Annotated in this window: 20 protein-coding genes, 2 tRNA genes, 2 rRNA genes and 1 pseudogene (1 of these 25 running past the window's edge); 20 read left to right on the top strand and 5 right to left on the bottom strand. The window is 38.4% G+C overall.

Annotated elements, in window-relative coordinates; all coding sequences use genetic code 11:
• From OOL07_RS05755 to tsaB, 4 genes are all read left to right on the top strand, one after another.
• Positions 1 to 1,769 (top strand): 23S ribosomal RNA (locus OOL07_RS05755); it begins 1,132 nt to the left of the window's first position.
• A gap of 82 nt (positions 1,770 to 1,851) precedes the next feature.
• A 5S ribosomal RNA gene (rrf, locus tag OOL07_RS05750) occupies positions 1,852 to 1,966 on the top strand.
• An 83-nt stretch (positions 1,967 to 2,049) separates the two neighbouring features.
• A complete protein-coding gene (locus OOL07_RS05745) occupies positions 2,050 to 2,307 on the top strand; it encodes a hypothetical protein (RefSeq protein WP_264695542.1) in 258 nt (85 codons plus the stop codon).
• A gap of 71 nt (positions 2,308 to 2,378) precedes the next feature.
• A complete protein-coding gene (gene tsaB / locus OOL07_RS05740; RefSeq protein ID WP_264695541.1) occupies positions 2,379 to 3,041 on the top strand; it encodes a tRNA (adenosine(37)-N6)-threonylcarbamoyltransferase complex dimerization subunit type 1 TsaB in 663 nt (220 codons plus the stop codon).
• Between the two features lie 539 nt (positions 3,042 to 3,580).
• Here the strand turns inward: tsaB and mutS are convergent.
• On the bottom strand, positions 3,581 to 6,094 hold the full coding sequence (mutS, locus tag OOL07_RS05735) for a DNA mismatch repair protein MutS (RefSeq protein WP_264695540.1): 2,514 nt from the start codon (positions 6,092 to 6,094) through the stop codon (positions 3,581 to 3,583).
• A gap of 492 nt (positions 6,095 to 6,586) precedes the next feature.
• Between mutS and OOL07_RS05730 the strand changes: the two genes are divergently transcribed.
• The 9 genes and pseudogenes from OOL07_RS05730 to OOL07_RS05695 all read left to right on the top strand — a co-directional run bounded on the left by OOL07_RS05730 (position 6,587) and on the right by OOL07_RS05695 (position 14,703).
• Positions 6,587 to 7,063 (top strand): CinA family protein, encoded by a 477-nt coding sequence (locus tag OOL07_RS05730; protein ID WP_264695538.1) that lies wholly within the window; start codon positions 6,587 to 6,589, stop codon positions 7,061 to 7,063.
• A gap of 94 nt (positions 7,064 to 7,157) precedes the next feature.
• Positions 7,158 to 8,195, top strand: a complete 1,038-nt coding sequence (gene recA / locus OOL07_RS05725) for a recombinase RecA (protein ID WP_264695537.1) — start codon at positions 7,158 to 7,160, stop codon at positions 8,193 to 8,195.
• A 41-nt stretch (positions 8,196 to 8,236) separates the two neighbouring features.
• Positions 8,237 to 10,855, top strand: a complete 2,619-nt coding sequence (gene alaS, locus OOL07_RS05720; RefSeq protein WP_264695536.1) for an alanine--tRNA ligase — start codon at positions 8,237 to 8,239, stop codon at positions 10,853 to 10,855.
• 11 nt (positions 10,856 to 10,866) lie between these two features.
• Positions 10,867 to 12,096 carry an aspartate kinase gene (locus OOL07_RS05715; protein WP_264695535.1) on the top strand — a complete coding sequence of 410 codons (1,230 nt, stop codon included), beginning with the start codon at positions 10,867 to 10,869 and terminating at the stop codon, positions 12,094 to 12,096.
• Between the two features lie 193 nt (positions 12,097 to 12,289).
• A complete protein-coding gene (csrA, locus tag OOL07_RS05710) occupies positions 12,290 to 12,502 on the top strand; it encodes a carbon storage regulator CsrA (RefSeq protein WP_264695534.1) in 213 nt (70 codons plus the stop codon).
• Positions 12,503 to 12,539: 37 nt separating this feature from the next.
• Positions 12,540 to 12,632 (top strand) — tRNA-Ser (locus tag OOL07_RS05705).
• A gap of 101 nt (positions 12,633 to 12,733) precedes the next feature.
• A pseudogene (locus tag OOL07_RS05700) lies at positions 12,734 to 13,709 on the top strand (HaeIII family restriction endonuclease).
• A gap of 6 nt (positions 13,710 to 13,715) precedes the next feature.
• A complete protein-coding gene (locus tag OOL07_RS09285) occupies positions 13,716 to 14,207 on the top strand; it encodes a DNA cytosine methyltransferase (protein WP_413774128.1) in 492 nt (163 codons plus the stop codon).
• Positions 14,155 to 14,703, top strand: coding sequence for a DNA cytosine methyltransferase (locus tag OOL07_RS05695; protein WP_264695533.1), 549 nt, complete (start codon positions 14,155 to 14,157; stop codon positions 14,701 to 14,703). Before OOL07_RS09285 ends, OOL07_RS05695 begins: the two co-directional genes overlap by 53 nt.
• A gap of 13 nt (positions 14,704 to 14,716) precedes the next feature.
• Here the strand turns inward: OOL07_RS05695 and OOL07_RS05690 are convergent, their stop codons facing one another.
• Positions 14,717 to 15,724, bottom strand: a complete 1,008-nt coding sequence (locus OOL07_RS05690; protein ID WP_264695532.1) for a fatty acid desaturase — start codon at positions 15,722 to 15,724, stop codon at positions 14,717 to 14,719.
• A gap of 84 nt (positions 15,725 to 15,808) precedes the next feature.
• Positions 15,809 to 17,902, bottom strand: coding sequence for a TonB-dependent receptor (locus OOL07_RS05685; protein ID WP_264695531.1), 2,094 nt, complete (start codon positions 17,900 to 17,902; stop codon positions 15,809 to 15,811).
• Positions 17,903 to 18,077: 175 nt separating this feature from the next.
• Between OOL07_RS05685 and OOL07_RS05680 the strand changes: the two genes are divergently transcribed.
• The 7 genes from OOL07_RS05680 (at position 18,078) to OOL07_RS05650 (ending at position 25,328) form a co-directional block, all read left to right on the top strand.
• Positions 18,078 to 18,154: transfer RNA gene (locus tag OOL07_RS05680), tRNA-Arg, on the top strand.
• 76 nt (positions 18,155 to 18,230) lie between these two features.
• Positions 18,231 to 20,228, top strand: coding sequence for a hydrogenase 4 subunit B (gene hyfB / locus OOL07_RS05675; protein ID WP_319804025.1), 1,998 nt, complete (start codon positions 18,231 to 18,233; stop codon positions 20,226 to 20,228).
• A 5-nt stretch (positions 20,229 to 20,233) separates the two neighbouring features.
• Positions 20,234 to 21,172 carry a respiratory chain complex I subunit 1 family protein gene (locus OOL07_RS05670; protein WP_264695530.1) on the top strand — a complete coding sequence of 313 codons (939 nt, stop codon included), beginning with the start codon at positions 20,234 to 20,236 and terminating at the stop codon, positions 21,170 to 21,172.
• Between the two features lie 62 nt (positions 21,173 to 21,234).
• The gene (locus tag OOL07_RS05665; RefSeq protein WP_264695529.1) at positions 21,235 to 21,828 is read left to right on the top strand and encodes a hypothetical protein; all 594 of its coding nucleotides are present in this window, start codon (positions 21,235 to 21,237) and stop codon (positions 21,826 to 21,828) included.
• A 3-nt stretch (positions 21,829 to 21,831) separates the two neighbouring features.
• A complete protein-coding gene (locus OOL07_RS05660; RefSeq protein WP_264695528.1) occupies positions 21,832 to 23,277 on the top strand; it encodes a hydrogenase 4 subunit F in 1,446 nt (481 codons plus the stop codon).
• The gene (locus OOL07_RS05655; RefSeq protein WP_264695527.1) at positions 23,274 to 24,812 is read left to right on the top strand and encodes a hydrogenase large subunit; all 1,539 of its coding nucleotides are present in this window, start codon (positions 23,274 to 23,276) and stop codon (positions 24,810 to 24,812) included. The genes OOL07_RS05660 and OOL07_RS05655 overlap by 4 nt, the downstream gene beginning before the upstream one ends.
• A gap of 9 nt (positions 24,813 to 24,821) precedes the next feature.
• Positions 24,822 to 25,328 (top strand): NADH-quinone oxidoreductase subunit B family protein, encoded by a 507-nt coding sequence (locus tag OOL07_RS05650; protein WP_264695526.1) that lies wholly within the window; start codon positions 24,822 to 24,824, stop codon positions 25,326 to 25,328.
• Positions 25,329 to 25,353: 25 nt separating this feature from the next.
• Here OOL07_RS05650 and OOL07_RS05645 read toward each other — a convergent pair whose 3' ends face one another.
• Both OOL07_RS05645 and OOL07_RS05640 read right to left on the bottom strand, forming a co-directional pair.
• Positions 25,354 to 26,301: a c-type cytochrome gene (locus tag OOL07_RS05645; protein ID WP_264695525.1), complete on the bottom strand. Its 948-nt coding sequence runs from the start codon at positions 26,299 to 26,301 to the stop codon at positions 25,354 to 25,356.
• Positions 26,291 to 26,878, bottom strand: coding sequence for a 5'-methylthioadenosine/S-adenosylhomocysteine nucleosidase family protein (locus OOL07_RS05640; protein ID WP_264695524.1), 588 nt, complete (start codon positions 26,876 to 26,878; stop codon positions 26,291 to 26,293). The genes OOL07_RS05645 and OOL07_RS05640 overlap by 11 nt, the downstream gene beginning before the upstream one ends.
• Positions 26,879 to 26,899: the final 21 nt, after the last annotated feature.

The raw sequence follows: 26,899 nt of genomic DNA, 5'->3' as shown, positions 1-26,899 counted from the left end.
AGTAATATACCGAAGCTGCGGGTATAGACTTAATTGTTTATACGGTAGAGGAGCGTTCCGTAGGCTGTTGAAGGTGTGCTGTAAGGCATGCTGGAGGTATCGGAAGTGCGAATGCTGACATAAGTAACGATAAAGGGGGTGAGAAACCCCCTCGCCGAAAACCCAAGGGTTCCTGCGCAACGCTAATCGACGCAGGGTGAGTCGGCCCCTAAGGCGAGGCTGAAAAGCGTAGTCGATGGGAAACCGGTTAATATTCCGGTACCTGATATAACTGCGATGGGGTGACGGAGAAGGCTAGGCTAGCTAGGTGTTGGATATCCTAGTTTAAGTGTGTAGGGAGTACTCTTAGGAAAATCCGAGAGTATATAATTCTGAGACATGATGACGAGCTCTCTATCAAGAGAGCGAAGTAGTTGATGCCCTGCTTCCAAGAAAAGCCTCTAAGCGATAGGTTATATGAGACCGTACTCTAAACCGACACAGGTGGGTAGGGTGAGAATCCTAAGGCGCTTGAGAGAACTCGGGTGAAGGAACTCGGCAAATTGGCACCGTAACTTCGGGAGAAGGTGTGCCCCTGGTACGTGAAGAGCCATGCGCTTGGAGCGGAGAGGGGTTGCAGTGACCAGGTAGCTGCGACTGTTTACTAAAAACACAGCACTCTGCAAACTCGAAAGAGGAAGTATAGGGTGTGACGCCTGCCCGGTGCCGGAAGGTTAAATGATGGGGTTAGCTGTAAGGCGAAGCTCTTGATTGAAGCCCCGGTAAACGGCGGCCGTAACTATAACGGTCCTAAGGTAGCGAAATTCCTTGTCGGGTAAGTTCCGACCTGCACGAATGGCGTAACGATGGCTACACTGTCTCCACCCGAGACTCAGTGAAATTGAATTTGCTGTGAAGATGCAGTATACCTGCGGCAAGACGGAAAGACCCCGTGAACCTTTACTATAGCTTTACACTGGATTTTGAATCTTCTTGTGTAGGATAGGTGGGAGACTGAGAAGCTAGGGCGCTAGTTTTAGTGGAGTTGTCCTTGAAATACCACCCTGGAATATTCGGAGTTCTAACCTAGGTCCGTGATCCGGATTGGGGACAGTGTATGGTGGGTAGTTTGACTGGGGCGGTCTCCTCCCAAAGAGTAACGGAGGAGTGCGAAGGTACCCTCAGCGCGGTCGGAAATCGCGTGGTGCGTGCAAAGGCAAAAGGGTGCTTGACTGCGAGACGGACAGGTCGAGCAGGGTCGAAAGACGGTCTTAGTGATCCGGTGGTTCTGTGTGGAAGGGCCATCGCTCAACGAATAAAAGGTACTCCGGGGATAACAGGCTGATACCGCCCAAGAGTTCATATCGACGGCGGTGTTTGGCACCTCGATGTCGGCTCATCACATCCTGGGGCTGTAGCCGGTCCCAAGGGTATGGCTGTTCGCCATTTAAAGTGGTACGCGAGCTGGGTTTAGAACGTCGTGAGACAGTTCGGTCCCTATCTGCCGTAGGCGTTGGAGATTTGAGAGGGGCTGCTCCTAGTACGAGAGGACCGGAGTGGACGAACCTCTGGTGTTCCGGTTGTCACGCCAGTGGCATTGCCGGGTAGCTATGTTCGGGAGGGATAACCGCTGAAAGCATCTAAGCGGGAAGCCTGCCTCAAGATGAGATCTCCCTGAACCTTTAAGGTTCCTAAAGGGTCGTTGAAGACTACAACGTTGATAGGTGGGGTGTGGAAGTGCAGTAATGTATGAAGCTAACCCATACTAATCGCCCGTGAGGCTTGACTATATAACACCCAAGCAAGTTTGGTATATTGATTAAGGCTTCTAATTTCTTAAGGTTTCTCAATTTTATAGTTTTTTAGTTTTTGCCTGGTGGCTATAGCAAGTAGGTCCCACCCGATCCCATCCCGAACTCGGAAGTGAAACTGCTTAGCGCCGATGATAGTGTGGGGTTACCCATGTGAAAGTAGGTCACTACCAAGCATTTATTTTTTATGCAACTCCCTTAGCATACAAGTTTAGTTTATGTTAAGGGATTTTTTTTTGCCTGTTTTTACTCTGCTTGTATGATCCCTAATAGCTATTCTGATGTCCGTGGAAATCTGCCTTCTCCTTTTGATTGGCGAAATCTTCTTGCTTTTATCTTCTCTTATCATCGCTCCTCTTTTTTCTTTGCTCAAATCATTGCTCTATGCTCTGCCCTCCTGTCAGCACCTATCCCCTTGCTCATGCCTACCTTAGTCGACGAAGTCCTCCTAAAAAAAGAGGGAGCAGTTGTTCATATAATGAACTATTCTTTCCCCCATCCAATGGCATGGTGTTAGGGCTAGCTAGAATTTTTAGAAAAATCATGGTATTTACTTAAATAGGGAAATATTACTTTAGTATTTATTTTGTGAATATACTTGCATTAGATACTACAACTGAAATGTGCTCAGTTGCATTGATGATAAAAAGGGTAGTTTATGAAAACTCTATAATTACTAGCCAAGGGCACTCTGATCATATTTTAAATATGATTGATCTGCTATTAGTAGAAGCTGAAACTTCTTTATCAACGATTGATCTATTAGCTTTTGGTAAAGGACCTGGTTCATTCACTGGGCTACGTATTGGTATTGGTATAGCCCAAGGAATAGCGTTTGCTCAAGATATTCCTGCTATACCTATTTCTTCTTTAGCTGCTATTGCTCAATCACATGAATCTAGAAAATCATTAGTAGCTATTGATGCCCGAATGGGAGAAGTATATTGGGGAGTTTATGAAAAGAAGGATTCTGGTTTAGCTGTTTTAAGAGGAAATGAATTAGTTTGCTCTCCACAAAAGGCACCTTGCGTACAAGGTAGTGACTGGTTAGGCTTAGGTTCAGGATGGAAATCATATAAAGATCAACTAGCCACACGTTTTAATAAATCTGTAATAGGTTGGAATTCAGAATGTTACCCTAGAGCGAGTGCAATTGCTACGCTAGGGGTGAATGCTTTCATTCATGGTAAATCAGTAATAGCTGAAGAGATACTCCCTACTTATATTAGAAACCAAGTAGTTAAAAACTAGCCATTACGCTTTACCATACTAGAAGGAATAAAATATATGGAATCTAGATTTAAAAATGAAATTGAATCTGGAAGCTATAATGTATTGGATTAAATTTATCAGATAAAAGAACGAAAAATAGTCCTAGATATAGGGGCAAATACTTAAATTTAAACGAACCATTTCCCCTACCAAATAATAGTGTAGATACGCTTAGCTTAGAAATTTACCGAATTCTTAAATCAAAAGAGCAAAGAGCATCGTGTTATTACCATACTCAATATTCGTTGTATAAACTCTGCACTGCTGGAATAAATACCCTAGATAGTGTTTGAGACGATGGGGATATTCACTACTTCACTCACAGAAATCTACCTAAATTTTTTGCGGAAGTAAGATTTTAATAGTGTCTATACCTCTGCTCTTATTAACATTGAAAATAAAAATTTATTACATAAACTGATGGGCTACTTTCCATCTAGTTGGCTAGCTAGAAATATCTTGATTCTACCCAAAGAAGTAATTAAATTTTTTATTTTTATGCAGAACAAATCTTAGATTTAAGAATCCTGATAAATACTAGCTAGCAACTGTTTTTGCTCATACAGTATCTCTAAGGCTTGTCTAGGATTAACATCGTCCAAATCTAAATTAGATAAATTCTTAAGGACAGAAAGACATTGGGAATTTACTTGTTCTTGAGCACGATTTTCTAACTTTATAAGTTGATACTGAGCCTGTTCTATTATTTTTTGAGGTATACCTGCCAGTGCAGCAACCTGCAAACCATAACTCTGACTCGCTGAACCTTCTCTAATTTTATGTAGAAAGGTAATTTGTCCTTCATATTCAGTTGCCGCAAAATGAATATTAGCTATATTAGGAAAATCTTTAGTAAGCTTAGTAAGCTCAAAATAGTGGGTTGAAAATAAAGTAAAAGCACAAATCTGATGCGCTAAATAGGAAATAACTGACCAAGCTAACGATAATCCATCAAATGTACTGGTACCACGACCAATCTCATCAATTAATACCAAGCTATTTTGGGTAGCATTATTTATAATATTTGCGGTTTCACTCATTTCTACCATAAATGTTGAGCGACCTCCAGCCAGATCATCAGAGGCACCAATACGAGTGAAAATTCGATCAATAGGCCCAATTTCTGCGTAATCAGCAGGGACAAAACTACCTATATAGGCTAAAAGGACAATAAGTGCTATTTGGCGCATATAAGTAGACTTCCCACCCATATTAGGACCTGTAATAATTAACACTTCATGATCCTTATGGAGTTTTAGATCATTAGGTACGAAAGGAATATCTATATGTTGTTCAACAACTGGATGTCGTCCTTGTTCAATAAAAATTCCAGACTGATTGCTAAAAATAGGTTGTGTATAGGAAAGATTTTTAGCACGCTCAGCCAAATTATTAAGCACATCTAATTCAGCTAATGCACTAGCACATTGTTGAAGTGTAGGCAGGGGATCTAAAAGCTGAGTAAGTAATCTTTCATAAAGCATTTTTTCACGATTTAGAGCCCGATCACGTGCAGTAAGTATTTTAGTTTCAAAATCCTTTAACTCCGGTGTAATGTAGCGCTCTGCATTTTTTAAAGTTTGACGACGAATATAATGTCCAGGAGCTTTATTAATTTGAGCACGAGTAATTTCAATAAAATAGCCATGAACTTTATTGTAATCTACCCTAAGCGTAGGAATCTCTGTAACTCTCCGTTCTTGTTGCTCTAATTCAAGTAAAAATTTCTCTGTATTTTCGCTTAATTGCCTTAATTGATCTAATTCAGTATCAAAACCAGGAGCAATCACACCACCATCCCTAATAAGTAGGGGTGGTTTTTCCGCAATTGCATCTTTTAATAATTGATAGACTTCAGGGAATGGACCTAATGTTTTCTGCAGAGATTGAAGTAAGGTATTTTTTTGTAAAGGGGATAAAATTTTTTGCACCTCTGGGAGTAAAAAAAGTGTTTCTCGCAGCTGCACAAGATCTCTTGGACGAGCAGATCGCAGTGCTACTCGAGCAAGAATTCGCTCTATATCACTTATGTGATGTAATAGTTTTTGTAGTTTTTCAATAGATCCAGATTCTAAGAGGACATTAATGGTTTGTTGTCGTTCTCTAAGTAAGTCATGATTCCGCACTGGTCTGTGAAGCCATCGCCGTAATAGACGCCCTCCCATTGAAGTTGCAGTATTATCAAGTATAGAAATTAGAGTATGACTAACATCACCATTAATACTCCTTTCTAGTTCTAAGTTATATCGAGTATTAGGATCAATAATGATGCTCGTTTCTTGCCACTCTATCTGAATTTTTTGAATATGAGGAGGGTGAATTTGTTGCGTATCATGGATATATTGAAGTAATCCTCCTGCAGCAGATATGGCAGCTTTTAATGTTTCACATCCAAGACCATATAGATCTTGAACACTATATTGTTGGCAAATTTTACGATAGGCAATTTTTTCATCAAAGTACCAAGCAGGTAGGGTATGGACAAGATATTTTTTTAAGCTAATAGAAGAAAATACTAAATCTTCATTTATTAAAATTTCTGCTGGATAAATTCGTGCCAGCTCAATTTCCACTGCTCTTTCATCTTCAATTTCTAGAATAGTAAACCGTCCACTACTTAGATCAAGAATCGCTAAGCCAGTTAGCTTGGCACTTTTGCAAAGTGCAACTAATAAGCTATCCTGGCGTGAATCTAATAGGGCTTCATCGGTAATCGTCCCAGGGGTAACTACTCGAACAACTTGGCGTTCAACCGGTCCTTTACTTTTGGCAGGATCTCCTATTTGCTCACAGATTGCTACCGATTCCCCTTGACGAACCAATTTAGCTAAATAAGAATCTAGAGCATGATAAGGAATACCTGCCATAGGAATAGCTTGATCTGCAGATTTCCCCCGAGCAGTTAGTACAATATCAAGCAATTGGGAGGCACGTTTTGCATCTTCATAGAATAGCTCATAGAAATCTCCCATACGATAAAGTAGCAACATATCAGGATAGTCTCTTTTTATCCGTAGATATTGTTGCATCATGGGAGTGTGTGAATATAGATCTACACTATCCATTAAAGCAAATAAACAAGGTTTATATCCATAAACAATAAATAACTATGTTAAATCTCGATTAATACTGGGTTATAAAAATACCTTACCTAAATTGATAAAAATTTTAGTAAATGTGTCTGATACTATTGGCTAATGCCATCGAAATAAATTAGGGCTTAGTAAGCATTTAATTAGTAATGATATAGGCCAAAAATACAGCTAAGCAATCAAAAAATAATTCTGTTTTTACTAATTATTTTTTAATAATCCCTCGAGGATATAGCACTGCAAATTACTCGAAGTACATAAATACAGTAACTTTGTCTAAGGGATTTTCTGTTATTTAGTTAATCTTTGATATGATGAGGCATTGTGATTTTAGCCTAAGTGACATACTACACCTGATTAATTTTAAATCTAAGCTAGCCTAGCAGCATAATACAATGAAAAAATTTCTGTGTATGTTTAACAAAACTTAAAATGAGATTAGAAACTCTAGCATGGTATTTAGGTGAAACTTTAAAGAAAACTCAGCAAACTGTAGTTACAGCTGAATCTTGTACCGGCGGTGGGGTAGCACAGGCGATTACTGCTATTGCTGGTAGCTCCCAATGGTTTGAACAAGGGTTTATTGTTTATAGCAATAGAGCAAAACAGGAACTATTAAAAGTTAGCTCAGAAACTCTTTCTCGCTTTGGTGCTGTAAGTGAACAAACTGTGAAAGAGATGGCAAAGGGGGCTTTAGATTTTAGCCATGCCGATATTAGTATTGCTACTAGCGGTATTGCGGGACCCACTGGAGGATCTTTGAAAAAACCGGTAGGCACTGTTTGGTTTGCTTGGGGTTTAAAATCTGGAAAAATATGGGCTGCTAAAAAGTATTTTTTTGGAAACCGAACAAGTATACAAGAACAAGCAGTTCAAACTGCACTACAGAGATTATTAATTATTCTATAAAGCAGATAAATAACAATTTCAGCCATTTAATACATTCGATCCTGAAAATATGGGATAATCTTGAACTATAATTTTGACCATCTTGAGACAAAACATGAATGAAAATCGTAAAAAAGCTTTAGAAGCTGCTTTATCTCAAATAGAAAAGCAATTTGGTAAAGGTGCAGTCATGCGCCTTGGAGATGGTGTAAGTACCGTACACGAAATAGATGTCATCTCCACTGGATCACTAGGCTTGGATATCGCCCTTGGGATTGGTGGACTGCCCCGTGGAAGAATTATAGAAATTTTTGGCCCAGAATCCTCTGGTAAAACCACTCTAGCACTACAAACTGTAGCAGAGTCTCAAAAACTAGGAGGAACAGCAGCTTTTATAGATGCAGAACATGCCCTTGATCCTCAGTATGCTAGGCAATTAGGGGTTAATGTAGATGATCTTTTAATCTCGCAACCCGATACAGGAGAGCAAGCCTTAGAAATTACAGATATGTTTGTTCGATCAGGAGCGGTAGATATTATTGTTGTTGATTCGGTAGCAGCCTTAACTCCTAAAGCAGAAATTGAAGGGGAAATGGGTGATTCCCATATGGGATTACAAGCAAGGCTTATGTCGCAAGCTCTGCGTAAACTCACTGCTAATATTAAGCGCTCTAATACCTTAGTTATTTTTATTAATCAAATAAGAATGAAAATTGGGGTAATGTTTGGTAGCCCTGAAACGACCACTGGAGGTAATGCTTTGAAGTTTTATGCTTCAGTGAGATTAGACATTCGTAGGGTAGGTGCTTTAAAGAAGGGTGAAGATATCATTGGTAATGAGACCAAAGTAAAGGTAGTTAAAAATAAAATGGCCCCTCCTTTTAAACAAGCCTCCTTCGATATTTTATATGGGGTAGGAGTTTCTCGTGAAGGTGAGCTTATTGATTTAGGTGTTCAGGAATCTTTAATTGAAAAAACAGGAGCTTGGTATAGCTACCATGATAATAGAATGGGGCAAGGTAAAGATAATGTGCGTCAATACTTAAGAGAAAATCCAGAAGCTGCTCACAATATTGAAGTGGCTATTCGAGAAAAATTATTACCTGCAACAAAACAAAATACAGAAAACAATTCTAAAAATAATAAAGAATAATATTATTTAAGTCTAAATTAGCTAGATTCAATATACAAATTATGAAAAGTAGTGCGGAAATTAGAAAAGCATTCCTTGATTATTTCCATAGTAAAGATCATAAAATTATCCCAAGTAGCACTTTAATTCCTGCCAACGATCCCACCTTACTTTTTACCAATGCAGGGATGGTTCAATTTAAGGATGTTTTTTTAGGCTATGAAAAAAGATCATATCAACGTGCTACTAGTGCCCAACGCTGCATGCGTGCGGGGGGTAAGCACAATGATTTAGAAAATGTAGGCTATACCGCAAGGCACCATACTTTTTTCGAAATGCTGGGTAACTTTAGCTTTGGAGATTATTTTAAACGAGAAGCTATCAGCTATGCTTGGGATTTTTTAACTAATATTCTTCATTTTCCTCCAGAGCGGCTATGGGTTACCGTATATGAAGAGGATGACGAAGCCGCTGATATTTGGCTAAAAGAAATTGGTGTAAACCCAGATCGGTTTTCTCGCTGTGGAACTGACGATAACTTCTGGTCTATGGGAGATATAGGTCCTTGCGGTCCTTGCTCAGAGATATTTTACGATCATGGTCCTAGTGTTGCTGGAGGACCCCCTGGAAGCCCAGATCAAGATGGAGATCGCTATATTGAGATCTGGAATCTAGTTTTCATGCAATATAATCGAGATGAGGAAGGTCAACTCTCTCCTTTACCTAAACCCTCTGTAGATACGGGTATGGGGCTAGAGCGGCTCGCTACGATTTTACAGGGAATTCATAATAATTACGATATTGATCTATTTCGTAAATTAATTACTGCAATTACAAATCTTCCCGCAGCTCATAACTATGATTTAAAAAACCCATCATTACGAGTCATTGCTGACCATATTCGCTCCTGTGCATTTTTAATCGTAGATGGAATTCAGCCTTCTAATGAAGGTAGGGGTTATGTGTTACGTCGTATTATTCGCCGTGCTATCCGTCATGGTCATAAACTAGGGTTAGATACACCATTTTTCTATAAACTCGTTAATCCTTTAGTTGAGGAAATGGGTTCTGCTTATCCAGAACTTATTCAGGGGCAGCAGCAAGCTATCCAAATTCTAAAATTAGAGGAAGAGCGCTTTAATGAAACCCTAGATCAAGGTCTAAAAATTTTAGAACAAGATATTGCTAATTTATCAGGATCTACAATTCCAGGAGAAACCGTATTTAAACTCTATGATACCTTTGGCTTTCCTATTGATTTGACTGCTGATATTGCAAGGGAGCGAGGACTAAGTATAGATGTTACAGGATTTGATAAAGAAATGGCTAAACAGCGTATTCGAGCTCAAACTGCAAGTTGTTTCAAAAATCAAAATATTCAGCTACCAATAAATATAGAAACTGAATTTACTGGCTATAATACTTTGCAAGGCAATGGGACAATCATAAGCCTATTTAGAATAATAGATGATACTATCACCTCAGTAGATCAGCTTAATATGGAAGAGAAGGGAATTGTAGTATTAAATCAAACGCCATTTTATGCGGAATCTGGTGGTCAAATAGGCGATCAGGGAGAATTATGCACTAAAAATAGTTTATTTTCTGTTATAGATACCCGTAAACAAGGCTATGCTCATCTCCATTTTGGTAGGATGGTAACAGGCACATTGAAGATAGGAGAGACTATTCAATCTCAAGTAAATGCAGTGTATCGAATTCCTACTAGGGTGAATCATTCAGCTACTCATTTACTTCATGCTGCATTACGAGAAATTTTGGGAAATCACGTAGCACAGAAGGGATCTTTAGTGACTCCTGATCGCTTACGATTTGATTTTTCTCATTATAGAGCAATCACCCAATCTCAGCTCAATAAAATAGAACAGTTAGTTAATGCAAAAATTAGAGAAAATTTACCTATAGAAACTACAATTATGCCTTTACAAGAGGCTTTAGATTCTGGGGTTACAGCTCTATTTGGGGAAAAGTATGGAGAATCTGTACGAGTACTAAAGATGGGGGATTTCTCTACGGAGCTTTGCGGTGGAACCCACATTGGCCAAACTGGAGAGATTAATTTATTTAAAATCGTTAGCGAAACAGGTATTGCGGCAGGAATTCGCCGTATTGAGGCACTGACTGGAAAGCTTGCTCTTGATTGGGTAGAGCATAACGAGACTATACTAGAGACCATCGCATCTCAGCTAAAAGTAGTGCCAGATAAAATTCATGAGAAAATCTCGCAACTACAACAACAAATAGCCCATCAGGAAAAAGAATTACGTTTTCTTAAAACTAAACTGATAAATAGCGAAGGTACGGATTTAAGTGCTCAAGCTCAAGAAATTAAGGGAATTAAAGTATTGGCAGCTTCTCTCGATGGGGCAGATATAGATCACTTAAGAAGTACTGTAGATCAGTTAAAAAGTAAGTTGAACACAGCTGCGATTGTATTAGGAAGTGTTGTAGAGGATAAAGTCATTTTAATTGCTGGGGTAACTAAAAATGCAACCCAATATATTAAAGCAGGTGACTTGGTTAATTTTGTTGCTGAACAAACAGGTGGTCGTGGTGGTGGAAGACCAGATATGGCTCAAGCTGGCGGAAAAGATCCAAGCAAATTAGGCACTGCACTTAAATCAGTACCTAGTTGGGTAGAAAGAAATATAGGTAAATAATTTTATATAAAATGGCTTTAATCGTCCAAAAATTTGGAGGCACTTCAGTTGGTTCTTCTGAGCGAATCGCTTCAGTTGCAAAAAAGGCAGCTACTTTTCGAGAAAAGGGGCATAATTTAGTTATAGTTGTATCTGCCATGAGCGGGGAGACAAACCGATTACTCGCCTTAGCTCATGAAATCAGCTCTAATCCTGATCCTAGAGAGTTAGATGTATTGCTTGCAACAGGAGAACAAGTAACAATAGCTCTATTGAGTATAGCAATTGCTAAATACCATCTTCCAGTGCGTTCTTATACAGGTGCTCAAGCTCGGATTCGGACGGATAGTGCCTATAGTAAAGCACGGATTCAAAATATTGATACAAAGCAAATTTTTCATGATCTTAATCTTGGGCGTATAGTGGTGGTTGCTGGTTTTCAGGGGATAGATGATAAGGGAGATATTACTACTTTAGGTAGAGGCGGATCAGATACGACTGCAGTTGCATTAGCAGCTGCATTGAAAGCAGATGAGTGCCAAATCTATACGGATGTGGATGGTGTTTATACCACTGATCCAAGAATAGTACCTGAAGCACGGCGGCTTAATAGCCTAGCCTATGAAGAAATGCTAGAACTGGCTAGTTTAGGTGCTAAAGTATTACAAATCCGCTCAGTTGAATTTGCAAGTAAATATAATGTACCTTTACGGGTATTATCATCATTTGAGGAAAAAAATGGGGAGGGAACTATTATTACTGCTGAAACAGAAAGAATGGAAGAGCCATTAATTTCTGGAATTGCTTTTAATCGGGATGAGGCAAAACTTACCATATTAGGGGTACCAAACGAACCTGGGGTAGCTTATCGTATTCTTGAGCCTGTTGCTGATGCTAATATTGAAGTCGATGTGATTATCCAGAATGTTGGTCAGGATGGCACTACAGACTTTACTTTTACAGTACACCGTAATGACTATCAGAAAGCCCTGAAAATTCTAAAAGAAACATCAGTACAGTTAATGGCTCGTAAGGTTACAGGAGATGATAAAATTGCAAAGGTATCTCTTGTGGGAGTAGGGATGCGTTCTCATGCAGGGATTGCTAGTACTATGTTTCGTGTCTTAGCAGAAGAGAAGATAAATATCCAAATGATTTCTACCTCTGAAATTAAAATATCAGTAGTTATTGATGAAAAATACTTAGAAACAAGTGTTCAAGCACTACATACGGCATTTAATCTAGCAAAGCCTACTAAATAAAATCCAATTTATCTATAAGAGACTATTTTTCAAATAAAAACTATTAAAGTGCCTAATGATTTTTGTTTTAAATGCTATCCAACTATAGCATTATATATTACAATTTAGGGCTATTGGATCTGTAACCTAGTATGGGCATTGTGAGTATACGGGTTCTAATAAATGGATTTTTTAAGAAAAGGAGATGGAATTTATGCTTATTTTGACAAGGCGTGTCGGAGAAGCTCTAATGATTGGAGATCAAATTACTGTGACTGTGCTTGGTGTAAAAGGTAATCAAGTGCGTATTGGTGTTACTGCCCCAAAAGATGTCACTGTACATAGAGAAGAAATTTACGCCCGCATTCAAAAAGAAAAGAATACTGAACAAAATAGCGAAGCACATACTCAGGTACAACTTGATTAATTACTCGACTTAATTGTGATTCTATAACTTTCTACTTGGAGAGATGGCCGAGGGGCCGAAGGCGCTCCCCTGCTAAGGGAGTATGGGGTTGATAGCTCCATCGAGGGTTCGAATCCCTCTCTCTCCGCCAATTTCCTACCCTTAATTGCTCTTTCTTAGATTTTTAGAAAGATCTTAATCGAAACCTAAATAAGTCATATCTAGTTTTCTAGCCTGTAATCACTATCTCTTATGGCGACAAGTGCAAACTCAAAACAAATGATTACTGGAAAATCTTTTGAGTATGCCTTGCTTATTCAGCTCAAAGAAAAATTAAAAGAGAAAATAAGCGTTAAAATTATTGAAAACTCTGCTTTTATTATTGCAAAAGATTGCTTTAATCTTATTTTAGATTCAGAAAAAAGTGAATATCTACTTTCTGCTAGTTTTGCAGTTAATTTTCTTATGGATCTTGAACCGAGATTATCTAATGATATTGATAAAAATGATATTCTTCAGTTAGAAATTTTGACGGACTATCAAGGAGAATCTGGTGATGTTAGGGATATTCTAATTATTCGATCTGTGCAGAAATGGGAAATAGGTATTTCAGCAAAAAATAATCATAGAGCGGTAAAACACTCTAGGCTTTCTTCTGATATTGATTTCGGAGAGAAGTGGTTAGGAATAAAAGCGTCAAAAGCGTATTTTGATGCAGTATCTCCTATTTTTCAATATCTTAAAATCCAAAGAGAAGAGAGTAATAGACAGAAAAAGTGGAGTGAGCTTGAAGATTATCACTCCTTAATTTATGTACCTATATTAAGCGCGTTTATTGATGAATTAAAAAGATTGGATAGGGAAAATCCAAATGAAGTGGCAAGAAATCTTGTTTTGTACTTAGTAGGTAACAAAGATTTTTATAAAGTAATAAAAAGTAAAAATTTAGTAGAAATACATGCCTATAATTTTCATGGTACCTTAAGTCTACCTTTTAGAAATAAAAACCCAAAGTATCACATTCCAAAAATAGAGCTGCCTTCAAAAGTTTTAGCTATTGATTTTAAAAAAGATAGCAATACAACTTGATTATGATTGGGAACTATCTTTTAGGATACATAATGCCAGCTCAAAAATAGAGTCCTCTTTAAAATTTGATATTAATTTAATTAATTCTCCTAAAAGTCTATTTAAAAATACCCTAAATATAATTCACCATAAGAATTAGTATGAAATTAGTATCATTATTTTCTGGTGCTGGGGCCTTGATCTTGGGTTTAAAAATGCTGGATTTGAAGTTATATGGGCGAATGAATTTGATAAATCAATCTGGGAAACATTCCAAACTAATTTTCCCTATACAGAATTAGATAAAAGAAGTATTACTCAAATTAAATCTGAAGAGATTCCAGAAGTAGATGGCTTTATTGGAGGTCCACCATGTCAAAGTTGGAGTGAAGCAGGAGCAAGACGTGGTATTCATGACTCTAGAGGAAAACTATTTCATGATTACATTAGATTATTAAAAAATAAAAAACCAAGGTTTTTTCTTGCTGAAAATGTTGCTGGAATATTACATCCAAAGCATGCTGAGGCATTTTCAAATTCTTTGATAATATTTGAAAATGCCGGATTCGATGTATCTTATCGACTATTAAATGCTCATGATTTTAATGTTCCCCAAGATAGAAAGCGAGTCATTATTATTGATTATTGGTTATCATAGAGATTTAAAGAAAAAATTTGAATTTCCAAAGCCTCAAGACAGTAACCTAGTCTTAAAAGATGCTATTTGGGATTTATGGAGAGAAAAACCAGCAAGAGAATCAAATGCTGAAACATATGATGAAGTTAATTTATCTGCACCTAATCATGAATATATGAATGGTGGTTTTTCTAGTATCTATCTGTCTAGAAACCGAGTCCGCTCATGGGATGAGCCTTCCTTTACTATTCAAGCAGGAGAAAGACATGCTCCAATACACCCCCCAGCGCCCAAAATGGAATTTATCTCTCAAAATAAAAGAATTTTTGTATCAGGGCAAGAAAGTAAATACAGACGTTTATCAGTAAGAGAATGTGCTCGTATTCAGACTTTTCCTGATCATTATATTTTTAAATATAAAAATATAGCCGATGGGTACAAGATGGTAGGTAACGCAGTACCTGCTAATTTTGCTAAACATGTTGCGCAAAAAATAATGTTTGATTTAAAAACTTAATTAAGTCTTAAATTTAGCGAACTAAATCTGAGAGTACGTTATGTTTTTTGCTAGGAAATAGGCCTAGTGCATAACAATGGTTTCCAGCTTGATAAGTTGAATCTTGCATAAGTAAATTATGTGCATTTTTTAATTGATGGTGTGGAATACCAGGATAAAGATGATGTACTAGATGATAACCATCGCCATGGGGATGAAAAAAATACTCTTGGATAAAGCCAAGCTTATTTCTTGTTTTTTTAAACTCAGTATCACCAATTGTTCCTGCATGCTCCGACATTTGTGCTATAAAACTGATGAGTGGAAGAAATAAAATAGCTGGCAAAAAGAAATACAGGATAAAAGGAACAAAAAGCCCTAAATAAGCTAAGGATACTACAGTTAGAATAACTGTTATTCTACGAGCCATTTCATAGGAAGATTTGGCAGGTTTTAGTAAAGATCCACCTTTGATAATAGCAAATAGCTTCCATCTATAAGCACGTGCGAAAGCACGTGCTAGAATGTGTATCGCATTCCATTTGGTTTTTTGAGGTAATTCATCTAATCCAGTACTTTTATGTCCTTGATATTTTGGGTCACGCACTGGATCCCAGAAAAAACCATGGTGCCCCTCAACATGATCTTTTCGCTCGTTTTCTAGGGCTAATCCTGGATGTAGCCACATAGCACCTGCCCAATAACATATCGTATCGTTTAACTTACGATTCCTAGTTAAATTAGAATGAGAAGCTTCGTGAATCATGTTCTCTATGCCTTTTTGTCTCGAGGCAATGATAAATGCGGCAATTACATATATAGAGAGGGAAATTATCCCAATACCAAGTATATAAAATACCTGCCACGAGATGATTGCTGCCCCTAGCATAATCCCCCAATCCATTGCGTATGCTGCTATGCTCATCCATGGATTAGTTTGCATTAAATCTTTAAGCTGATTTTTAAGATCTGGTGATGAAAAATAACCTTTAGGCAAACGAGATGATTTTATAGAGTTTAGCTCTTTTTCTGATATATCCATGCTTCCTTTTATTATCACTTATTCTTCTAGTAGTTGATTAAAATTTAATTACAAATATATATTTCTTATTAGCTTATTATATACTTAAAAATTAGCCCGAATACCAATTTCGGCTCCCCGTCCTCCTGGTTCGGGTGCAAAATTACGTAGATAAGAAGTCGCATTACGCACATTTTGATTTAATAAGTTGGTTCCTTTTGCAAACATCATAAACTCTGCAATCTGAAAAGAATTAATTCGATATTGTGCTCCTATATCTAATAATACATAACCGGCTGTAGGGGCTTCAAATTGACCCGCATATCTTTGCCGATTAGCTCGGAGAATCTGTAGATTAGCAGAAAGATTATCACCTTTGGCATAATCTACCCGAAAACCATAACGCAGTGGTGGCATACGAGGCACATCACTGCCGGTAGTAAACTGACCACGAGTATAATCACTGAATAAGGTCAGATTAACTAATCCATGTTGATTTTTCATCAGCGGGAATTCAAGTTTACCTTCAAACCCTTTAAAGGTTGCTGCTGCTTGGCTGGTTACCACTATAGGAGCACAAGGAATATTAGGCGGGCAAATTTCCCCTTCTTCAGTAGCAAATTCACCATTTCGTTGCTGGAAAATGTAATTTTCTGCCCAATTATGGAAAAGATTTAGCTCAACACTCATCCAGTTAGCATTGAATGTATAGCCTAAGTCTAGATTATAAAAAGTTTCTTTTACAAGATGGGTATTGCCTAGCTCAAAACTACGGGTAGCATCATGATAGCCATTCATGAGTAATTCTTGCACTTGAGGGGATCGCTCAACACGAGCAAGACCAAGATTAAGGCTGTTTTGATGATTGATTTTCCACAACGCTGATCCAGAGACACTAATGGGTGTATAGTTAAAGCCAGATAAATTTTCTGGGGCAATACTGTCATTTTCCACCCGCATTCCGATCTGGTAAGTGATAGGGTTAGTTTCAAAACTTTCTACTGCAAACACGCCAAAATTATTAATTTGAGAATGGGGGATCAGAATATCTCCATCTCCTTTATCAAAGGCAGCAAAATCACTTGTAATAGCATGAATACCAATCATGCCACGATTCCAATCACTGAGTGGTCGATGGGTTAATTCTATCCGACCCTCATAGCTTTTATTAGCAAAAAAGTCACTAGCTTCACCATTAGTAATTTCAGTATGCTGATAGTCTGTATAACCTAGCCGCATTTTTAAAGATTGAGCAAACTCAAAAGGATTGTTTAATTCGCTTTTAAAGTCGTATCTATTTTGTTGCAAAGCAATACGGGTGGTCTCATCCCCAGTACCATCAAGGGGAATACCGTAATCATTTTCTAAATGGTTAGCACCTATCCCTGCAAAACCTACATTACCTACCCAAGATGCACCTACTGAACCACTCATTGATTCCCCAAAAGTGTTGGGTAATATCCCACGGGAATTTTCTAAGTTTTTAGGCAAAGTGGGGTCGCTAAAACGAGCAGCCGCTTCATCAATTGCTTGTCCGCCAATGGACATATTATCTCGCTTGGTATAAAAACCATCCACATGGAAAGCAATAGGACCTTTACCTCCTTCTAATTTCATTACCGAAGCAGATTCATTAGCAACGCTATTGTAGCGTTGCTCTACACCACCATTAAGCATGTGTTCAAATTGGGATTCGGGAATAAGGTTACTGATTACATTTACCACACCGCCTATAGCACCACTGCCATACAACAAAGATTCGGGTCCCCTCAACACTTCAATCCGCTCAGCAAGTAAAGGCTCAACTGTAGTAGCATGATCAGGGCTAATGGATGAAGCATCATTACTACCAATATCATCAAATAATTCTCGTACTCGGGGACCACTTTGACCACGGATCATTACTCTGCCTACTCCAGGGCCAAAAGATTGATTAGAAACGCCTAGTTCTTGTTTTAATGTCTCACCAATGGTGTCTGCTGCTTTCATACGCAGGTTGCTGCCTTCTAGTACAGTCTTGGGTGTACCTAAATCAAATAAATTATCAACTTGGAAAGGAGCAGTTACTGTTATAGATTCTAATTTTTTAGCCGCTTGATTAATTTCTTCAGATTTTTGATCTGCATGAATAGGAGTTATAAATACGCAAAAAGAGTTCAGGATAAAGAACCTAGAGAAAATAAGAAATATTTTATTCATTGAGATTTTTATTTATTATTAGTTGTAACCTTATATTTTGTATAAGGTTACAACTAATGACCTTATATGAAGTAAAAAAACAAATAAAATAATGTATTATTAGAAGAATTAATAGCTAGTGAGAATAGCATATTGAATTTTTTCTCTAATTCTCATAAAATCAGAGACTATCTTAGCGCCCGTGGCTCAGTTGGATAGAGTACCTGGCTACGAACTAGGGGGTCGGGAGTTCGAATCTCTCCGGGCGCGCCATTCCAGTATAAAATCTCATTTCAGGGTTTATATTCAATAAGGAAATTACTCTCAAACTAATATCCCTCAATTCCTTATGCTGGTAACATTGATGTGTATCGTAGGGCTACTCAGTATAGCTCCACTATCACTTATCTTAATCCGTCATCATACAGTTACTTTTATTGTATATAGCATCTGTTTATTAATCTCTCTTGCACTATGTATTAACGCTATATTGTCAATAAATCAGGTGTCTTCTCAGGTTGTGATCCCACTTGGATTACCTTGGCTTGGTGTACATTTTTATCTCGATTCACTTGCTTATATCTTTCTTGCTATTATCAATTTTGGAGCAGCTAGTTCTTCTCTCTATGCGCTTGGGTACGGACAGCATGAAACAGAACCTTACCGAATACTTCCTTTCTATCCTCTATTTCTTGCAGCTATGAATCTTGTTGTTATCGCTGCTGATGCCTATAGTTTTTTATTTGCATGGGAACTCATGTCACTAGCATCCTGGGCACTGGTTGTAACACACCATCGCTTAACAAAAACTATTTATGCAGGATTTATTTATTTAGTGATGGCAAGTTTTAGTGCATTTATCCTACTGCTTATCTTTGGGTTATTTGCTAGCGCAAGTAATAGTTATGATTTCGAAGCTATTCGCACATATTTTCTATCACCGGAATTGGCTGGAATAATACTTATATTAGCAATTGTGGGTACTGGTGCTAAAGCAGGGCTGATTCCATTACATGCTTGGTTGCCCCTTGCTCATCCAGCTGCACCAAGTCATATTTCAGCACTGATGAGTGGAGTAATGACTAAGGTTGCTGTTTATGCTTTTATTCGAATCATTTTTGATCTAATAGGAGAGTCTACTTGGTGGTGGGGTTTACCCGTTCTTTTGTTAGGTGGTATTACAGCAGTAATCGGGGTGTTATATGCACTTATGGAGACTGACCTTAAGCGTATGCTTGCTTACAGCACTATTGAGAATATTGGTATTATCTTTATTGCAATTGGATTAGCACTTCTTTTTAAAGCGAGCGGCTATGCAAATATTGCTGCTTTAGCACTCACTGCTGCACTATTTCATAGTCTCAATCATATGCTATTTAAAAGCACGCTATTTTTTGGAGCTGGTGCTGCCATTGTAGCAACTGGAGAGCAAAACATGGAGCGATTAGGTGGTCTTATCCATCGTATGCCTGTTTCTTCTGTTGCCTTCCTTATTGCCAGTATAGCTATTTCAGCATTACCGCCGTTTAATGGTTTTGTATCTGAATGGCTAATTTTCCAGAGTATTCTCGCCAGTCCTCAGCTACCACAAATGGGGTTAAAACTGTTAATTCCTGCGATGGGCGTTCTGCTTGCACTTGCAGCAGCTTTTGCTGCTGCCTGTTTTATACGTGCCTTTGGTGCTATCTATCTAGGTCGTGCTCGTACTGAAGCTGCTGCTAAAGCTGTTGAGTCAGATTGCTGGTCACTTTCAGCAATGCTCATCTGTGCTGTTCTTTGTTTAGTGGTAGGTGTACTTCCAGGAATAATTATTGAATGGCTTCAACCAGTCACGACTATATTAGTTAGCGGGAAAATATGGTCACAAACAAATAATTCTTGGATTTCCATCGTACCAATATCTGCAAATCATAATTCCTATAATGGTTTATTGCTTTTAAGTTTCATAGGGATCTTTACAGGTATTGCAGTCATCGTCATTCGCTACTTTACCCCTCGTACTGTACGTAAAGTACCATTTTGGGATTGCGGATACCCAAATCTTAGCACTATGGCACAATACTCTGCTACTAGCCTAGCACAACCTATTCGAAAAGTATTTGCCACAGTCGTATTTTCAGCCCATGAGCAAGTAGAGATTCCGCACCCTGGAAGCAAGCATCCAGCTACTTTACAAAGATTCCTATATGATCCTATTTGGAAGTTTATATATGTACCAATTGCAAATATTATTAGCATATCGGCAGCCTATCTGAACCGTAGCCAATTTCTTACTATTCGCCGTTATCTTAGCTTTGTTTTTATTACGCTGATTATTCTCTTAGTAGTACTTGCTATATGGGGATAATATCTATGCTTGCAGTACAACTAGGGCAGATGCTGATCGTTTTGGTGCTCGCTCCAGTATTGACGGGTATGATACGAAAAATGAAAGCACGACTGCAACGTCGGATAGGTCCATCAATTTTTCAGCCTTATCGGGACCTAAAGCGTCTATTTGCTAAAGATATTAGCCTTGCCGATAACAGTTCTTGGTTATTTCGAGCAGCACCTTATCTCATCTTTGCTATCACTTGGGTAGCCACTGCTCTTGTGCCGACCTTCCAAAGTAATCTTTTATTTAACCAAGTAGGTGATCTCATTACTATCGTAGCACTACTTGGTACTGCACGTTTTATTCAAACTATTGCTGCACTTGATATCGGAACTAGCTTTGGCGGTATTGGGGTCAGCCGTGAAATTATGATTGGATCTTTAGTAGAGCCTGCCATGATTATGGTGATATTCACAGTTGCGCTTGTTGCCGGTTCAACACAGTTGTCGATCATTGCAGCTTTTATGGCAAATATGGAAGGTCTGCGTGTTTCACTGGCAATGGCACTGGTTGCTCTTATTATGGTTGCACTAGCAGAAAATACTCGTATTCCAATCGATAATCCATCAACCCATCTTGAAGTCACTATGGTGCATGAAGCGATGGTGCTAGAATATTCTGGTCACCACCTTGCATTGATCGAATGGGCAGTTTCCTTAAAGTTACTACTTTATATCTCAATGATTGCCTGCATTTTCTTTCCATTTAACTTGATTACGGAAAGTGCAGAGCTTATAGCTTATGGAATCTCTTTTATAGTCTATTTCGTGAAAGTGATGGTAGCTAGTTTCTTATTAGCAGTGTTAGAAATGAGTATTGCCAAAATGCGTGTATTTCGTATACCCAACCTACTTGGCATTGCACTCATGCTTGGATTGCTAGGCACATTATTATTATTTGTATCAAAAGATATATGATATCGCCATTGTTTTTTGATATTGCTCATATATTTGCTGGTAGCCTAATTTTAGTTAGTTTTATGATGCTTTACCAGAATCGACTATTACCACTCATCAGCGTCCTATCGTTACATTCCTTACTCTTAACCTTATCAGTAGTATGGCAGGCACATATTCAAGATAAGCCTGAACTTTATGTAACCGCTTTGATCACACTAAGTTTCAATACTATTGTTATTCCAATAGCACTTCGCCGTATGGTAGTACGTATGGGGTTACAACGAGAAATTGAAGCAACTGTAGGGATTGGCATGACAATGTTACTAGGAATTAGTTTAGTTGCTTTATCCATAGATTTAATGTTACACGTCACTGCGAAATCTAGTATCTTAGTTCGAGAAGATATAACTTTCGCTCTTTCTGTCATCTTGCTTGGACTTTTAATTATGGTAACAAGGCGTAATGCTATCAGCCAAGTTATTGGATTTATGTCTATTGAAAATGGGCTAAACCTTGCAGGTACTGGAGTGCGTGGTATGCCCCTAGTCGTAGAAATGAGTGTTGCACTTACGGTATTAATCGCTTTTATTGTGATTGGTATCTATCTGTTCCGTATTCGAGAACGCTTTGATACTGTTGATCTTTATGTTATAAATCAACTCCGTAAGGAGTAGGGTATGCTTGCATTCAATTTTATTATCCTACTACTTCTTACCCCGCTCGTTGCCGCTATAGTTCTTTCTTTAGTACGAGATTACCGCAGAGCAACCCAGATCAATACCCTTGCTAGTGCTACTGTGTTATTGTTTGCACTACTGCTGTACTTTCATCAACCACCAATTAACAACCTATTATTTATTGATAATCTCAGTATTGTATTTATCATACTCAATGCTTTTATAGGATTCACAACAAGCATTTTCAGTGCTAGCTATGTGAGATATGAGCTAGAGATAGAGCGACTTACCCCTAACTATCTACGTTTTTACCATGGAATGTTTCAGTTGATGGTATTTGGTATGAACTTAGCACTGACAACCAATAATATTGGTCTGATGTGGGTAGCACTTGAATTGGCTACTCTTGCAACTATCATGATGGTAGGTATCTATCGAACCCACAAAGCACTAGAGGCGGCTTGGAAATATTTCATTTTAAGTAGTGTAGGTCTTGCTTTAGCATTGTTTGGCACAATTTTGATCTACTTTTCAGCAGTATCATCTACCCTTAATGAAGGTTTGGGTGCAATGGCATGGACTAATTTACAGCACTATGCAGCTGTATTCGATCCTTCGTTACTAAATATTGCCTTTGTATTTCTTCTGCTTGGCTACGGCACTAAAATTGGTCTGGTGCCGATGCATGCTTGGTTACCAGATGCTCATGCTGAAGGACCAACTCCAGTTTCTGCGGTGCTTTCAGGATTACTTTTGAATATAGCACTCTATATATTACTCCGATTTAAAATGATCATCTCTACAAATCCGGAAACAATCCCAGTAGAATCATTCATGATTTCATTTGGTCTTGGATCCTTAATTTTTGCGGCTTTTATGCTCTATCGATGCTACGACATCAAGCGAATGTTCGCTTATTCATCCATCGAGCATATGGGGATCATTGTTTTTGCCTTTGGAATAGGTGGTTCGTTTGGTAATTTTGCTGGTCTTTTACAAATGGTAATGCACAGCTTAACTAAATCTGCTATTTTTTTCTCAATTGGGCATATCACGCAAGTAAAAGGTACGCAAAATATTGCTGATATCCGTGGTTTGACTAGTAGTCATCCTCTTCTAGGTTGGATATTTGTGATTGGCGTGAGTGCAATTGCCGGATTACCACCTTTTGGAGTTTTTATGAGTGAGTTTTTATTGATCACTTCAACTTTTACACATGCTCCAATACTTGCTGTACTCATAGTCTTTGGGCTACTAATTGCACTTGGTGCATTATTTCTATGTGTAGGATCTGTTGCTTTTGGTGAGCCTAACGAATCTAGGACATCGGTGCGTATATCCTATTTACCCATATTTATACATCTGAGTTTGGTTCTGATAAGTGGGCTTCATATGCCAAGTATAATAGTTGTCTTATTCCAGAATGTTGCAGATTTACTCAAATGACGGCACCTGATCTATCTTTTCCTGATTCATTTCATAGTTTATATGGAGAAATTGTTGCTGATCACCATCCGTGGCCTAGAATAAAAGTACAAAACGATGTTTGGATGACAGCTATTGATCTTATGAGCAGTGGTGTCTTAGTACTTATTGGGCTTTGGGGGGAAATACAAACTGTCCATTTAGCAGTTGCAGATGCTAATAATCTTAGTAAAATTTTGGTTCTCACCCTTTCTTGTCCGGAAGGTCATTATCCGTCTGTAGGGCGTATTCATCCACCTGCTATTCGATTAGAACGTGCTATTGCCGATCTGTTTGGGCTAATTCCAGTAGGGTTACCTGATACCCGTCCTTGGCTAGATCATGGTAAATGGGATAGACAAACTCCCCTTGCAACTCAAAAGAGCCGTGCACAGCAAAACGAAGAATACACTTTTCTTCCCGTTGAAGGAGAAAATATCCATCAAGTACCAGTTGGCCCAGTTCATGCAGGTATTATTGAGCCTGGTCATTTTCGTATTAGTGCAGATGGAGATACAATTGTTCGTCTTGAAGAGCGTTTTGGTTACACACATAAAGGGATTGAAAGCCTTCTTCAAGGTGCTGATTTGAAGCAAGCAGCACAATTAGCATGTCGCTGCTCTGGGGATTCCACCGTTGCTTACAGTCTGGCTTTTGCCCAAGCAGTAGAATCAGCACTTAGTTGGGTACCGCCAGTGCGTGCTGTGTGGTTACGTGCCTTGATGGCAGAACTTGAGCGACTTGCAAACCATTTTGGGGATATTGGTGCTATCTGCAATGATGGTGGCTTTGCCATTATGCTTGCCCATTGTTCAGTGCTAAGGGAGGAAATTCTCCGTGAAGCTTTTTCTTCCTTTGGTCATCGATTGATGATGGATTGCATTGTTCCGGGAGGTGTTGTTACTAATATTGATTCTGTTAACATTACAAATATCATTTCCCTAATGGCAAGTATTCGTCTTCGCTTTCAGCAGCTTGTAAAGCTTTACGATACCATCGCATCGCTACAGGATCGCACCATTGGTACAGGAGTTTTACAAGCAGAACTTGCTCGGCAGTTTGGTGCTGGTGGATTTATTGGCCGTGCCTCTGGTCGCTATTGCGATGCCAGACGCTGGCCTGGCTACCTCCCTTATAACGAGCTAGAATTTGAAGTTCCAGTACTTCAGAGTGGCGATGTAAATGCTCGTATTTGGGTGCGTATTCGTGAAGTGGAGCAATCTATTCAGTTGATTGAGCAAATTCTTGCTAAATTGCCTGAGGGCTCGATACAAGCAGAGCACAAAAATCCTACAAATAGATTAGAGGAAGGTATGGCAATCGTTGAAGGATTTCGTGGTGATATTCTGATCTGGGTTAGAATTGATGCTACAGGTCGAGTCGAGCGCTGCTATTTACGTGATCCCTCTTGGTTTCAGTGGCCCCTTCTAGAAGCTGCAATCTATGGTAACATCGTTGCAGATTTTCCAATCTGCAATAAATCCTTCAATTGCTCTTACTCTGGATCTGATCTTTAAGAAAAGTCTATGCATAAGATACTCTTTGAAAGCCTTATACGTAGCCCATTTACTGAAAAACTAGCTACTTCATCCAATTCAGAAATTACTCGCATGGCTGCTGACTTGGATATTAAGGCTCGCCAACGACTTGGTCGTAGCTTATCCCTACGGCTTGTTGATGCAGGTTCATGCAATGGTTGCGAGCTTGAGCTTAATGCATTAAATAATCCTTATTATGATTTTGAACGATTTGGATTACGCTTCGTTGCTTCACCACGCCATGCTGATGTACTACTTATAACTGGACCTGTCACGAAAAATATGCGTGAAGCATTACTTCGTAGTTACAATGCTATACCGGAGCCAAAATGGGTAGTTGCGGTGGGTGATTGTGCTACCTGTGGTGGATTTTATAAAGATAGCTATGCATGCGAGGGTGGTGCTGATAAAGTACTTCCCGTTAATCTTAAAATTTCTGGTTGCCCACCGTCACCAAATCAATTACTAGAAGGTTTAATTGCTCTCTTAGGTTAAGGAGCTGAAATCGATATAGTTACCCTTATTTAGAGGTTATCTTCTCATGAGCGCCAAGACCTACAAGATTTCCATTAACTTGAGTGCCATAAAGAGAGTAGGGGGTATTATGATATTTTTCTCTGGTCTCTGCCAAGTTTCCCGTATACCGAGGATCTTGAGGACGTTCATGAGCATTAATAAAAAATGCTACATCCCACGCTTGCTGATCACTTAAGCTATTTTCTTGCCCTAAAGGCATATTTCCTTTAATAAAGCCTGCTGCCGTATCTAATCTACCCATTCCTGCCCCCCAATTATAAGAGTTTTTACCCCATAAGGGTGGATATAGATAATGACTACCCATCTTTTGTCCTTGCCCATCTTCACTATGACAAATAGCACATTGAGTATTAAAAATTGCTTGGCCTCTTTGATAATCTGGCTGTTCAGGAGGATTAAATTTTAAAAAGCTTGCTCCTTCAGGAGGAATATCAATTTCTACTCCTTTAGATAGCCAGTGGGAGTAAGCTTCTAAAGCAGTTAAAATCTCACTATCAATCGGAGGTTTTTTTCCATTCATACTATAAAAAAAACAATCCTGTAACCGCTCGATATAATTAATGATCTGCTTATTTTTTTCTCGATACTGAGGATATAGCCCATAGCCTCCCCATAAAGGCATAGCATTTGGTTTACGACCTGCATCCAAATGACAGCTCTTGCAGTTCAATCCATTACCAACATAATCGTTTGCTTTTTCTTGAGTATGGATAAAGATTTCATAGCCTTTACGTACTAATGATCCAAAAATATCATTTGGAATTTCATTATTAGACGGAGGAGTAAAATAAGATGGTTTATTTTCAAGCTCACTACTTATCTTGGTTTGAACAATCTCAGTAGGATGTTGATAGTCACGATATAAGCCGGAGGCAATCCAACCAATAAAAAATGAACAGAAAATAAAAAGAAAATACTCTTTATTTACCAAATACGGTTTCCTGTAATTTACTTGCTGCTTTTACCAGCTCCTGAGACCATTCTTGAGCAGAATTATCGCCTGCACCATCCGTAATATATTTAATACAAACGAAGGGGATTTGCTCTTTTTTGGCAATGAAAGCCAATGGATAAGCTTCCATATCTAACACATTATAATCTAACGTATTATGTGCTATTTCAAATGAATCACCTGTTCCGCAAATCCCTAATTTTAAACTACTTATTTGAATACCATACTCTAATAAAGGCGGTTCATCGGTAAAAGGGGTTTGGTATTTTGCAATTCCAAGGGGCGTAACGTCCATATCCCGTTGGATAAATTGGTTACAACAAATCACATCTCCTTTTTTAAATATATTGCTTCCTGCCGTACCCAAATTTAGGATAATATCCGGTCTTTTCTTTAAAATTATCTTAGTTAATCCATAGGTCGCATTAATTTTTCCTACTCCAGTGAATAACAAAGGAAAATCCTGAAATTTCCCTACCTCTTCATCCTCAATTGCAAAAACAAATAGGGGATTATGATATTCAATATTTTCAATAACTAATTTATTTTTATTCACGCTAAATACTATTGTAGAAAT

Source organism: Candidatus Nitrosacidococcus sp. I8 (assembly GCF_945836005.1).
Lineage (GTDB): Bacteria > Pseudomonadota > Gammaproteobacteria > Nitrosococcales > Nitrosococcaceae > Nitrosacidococcus.
Note: the sequence above shows the minus strand (reverse complement) of the source record. Positions and strands in the feature narration are given on the sequence as shown.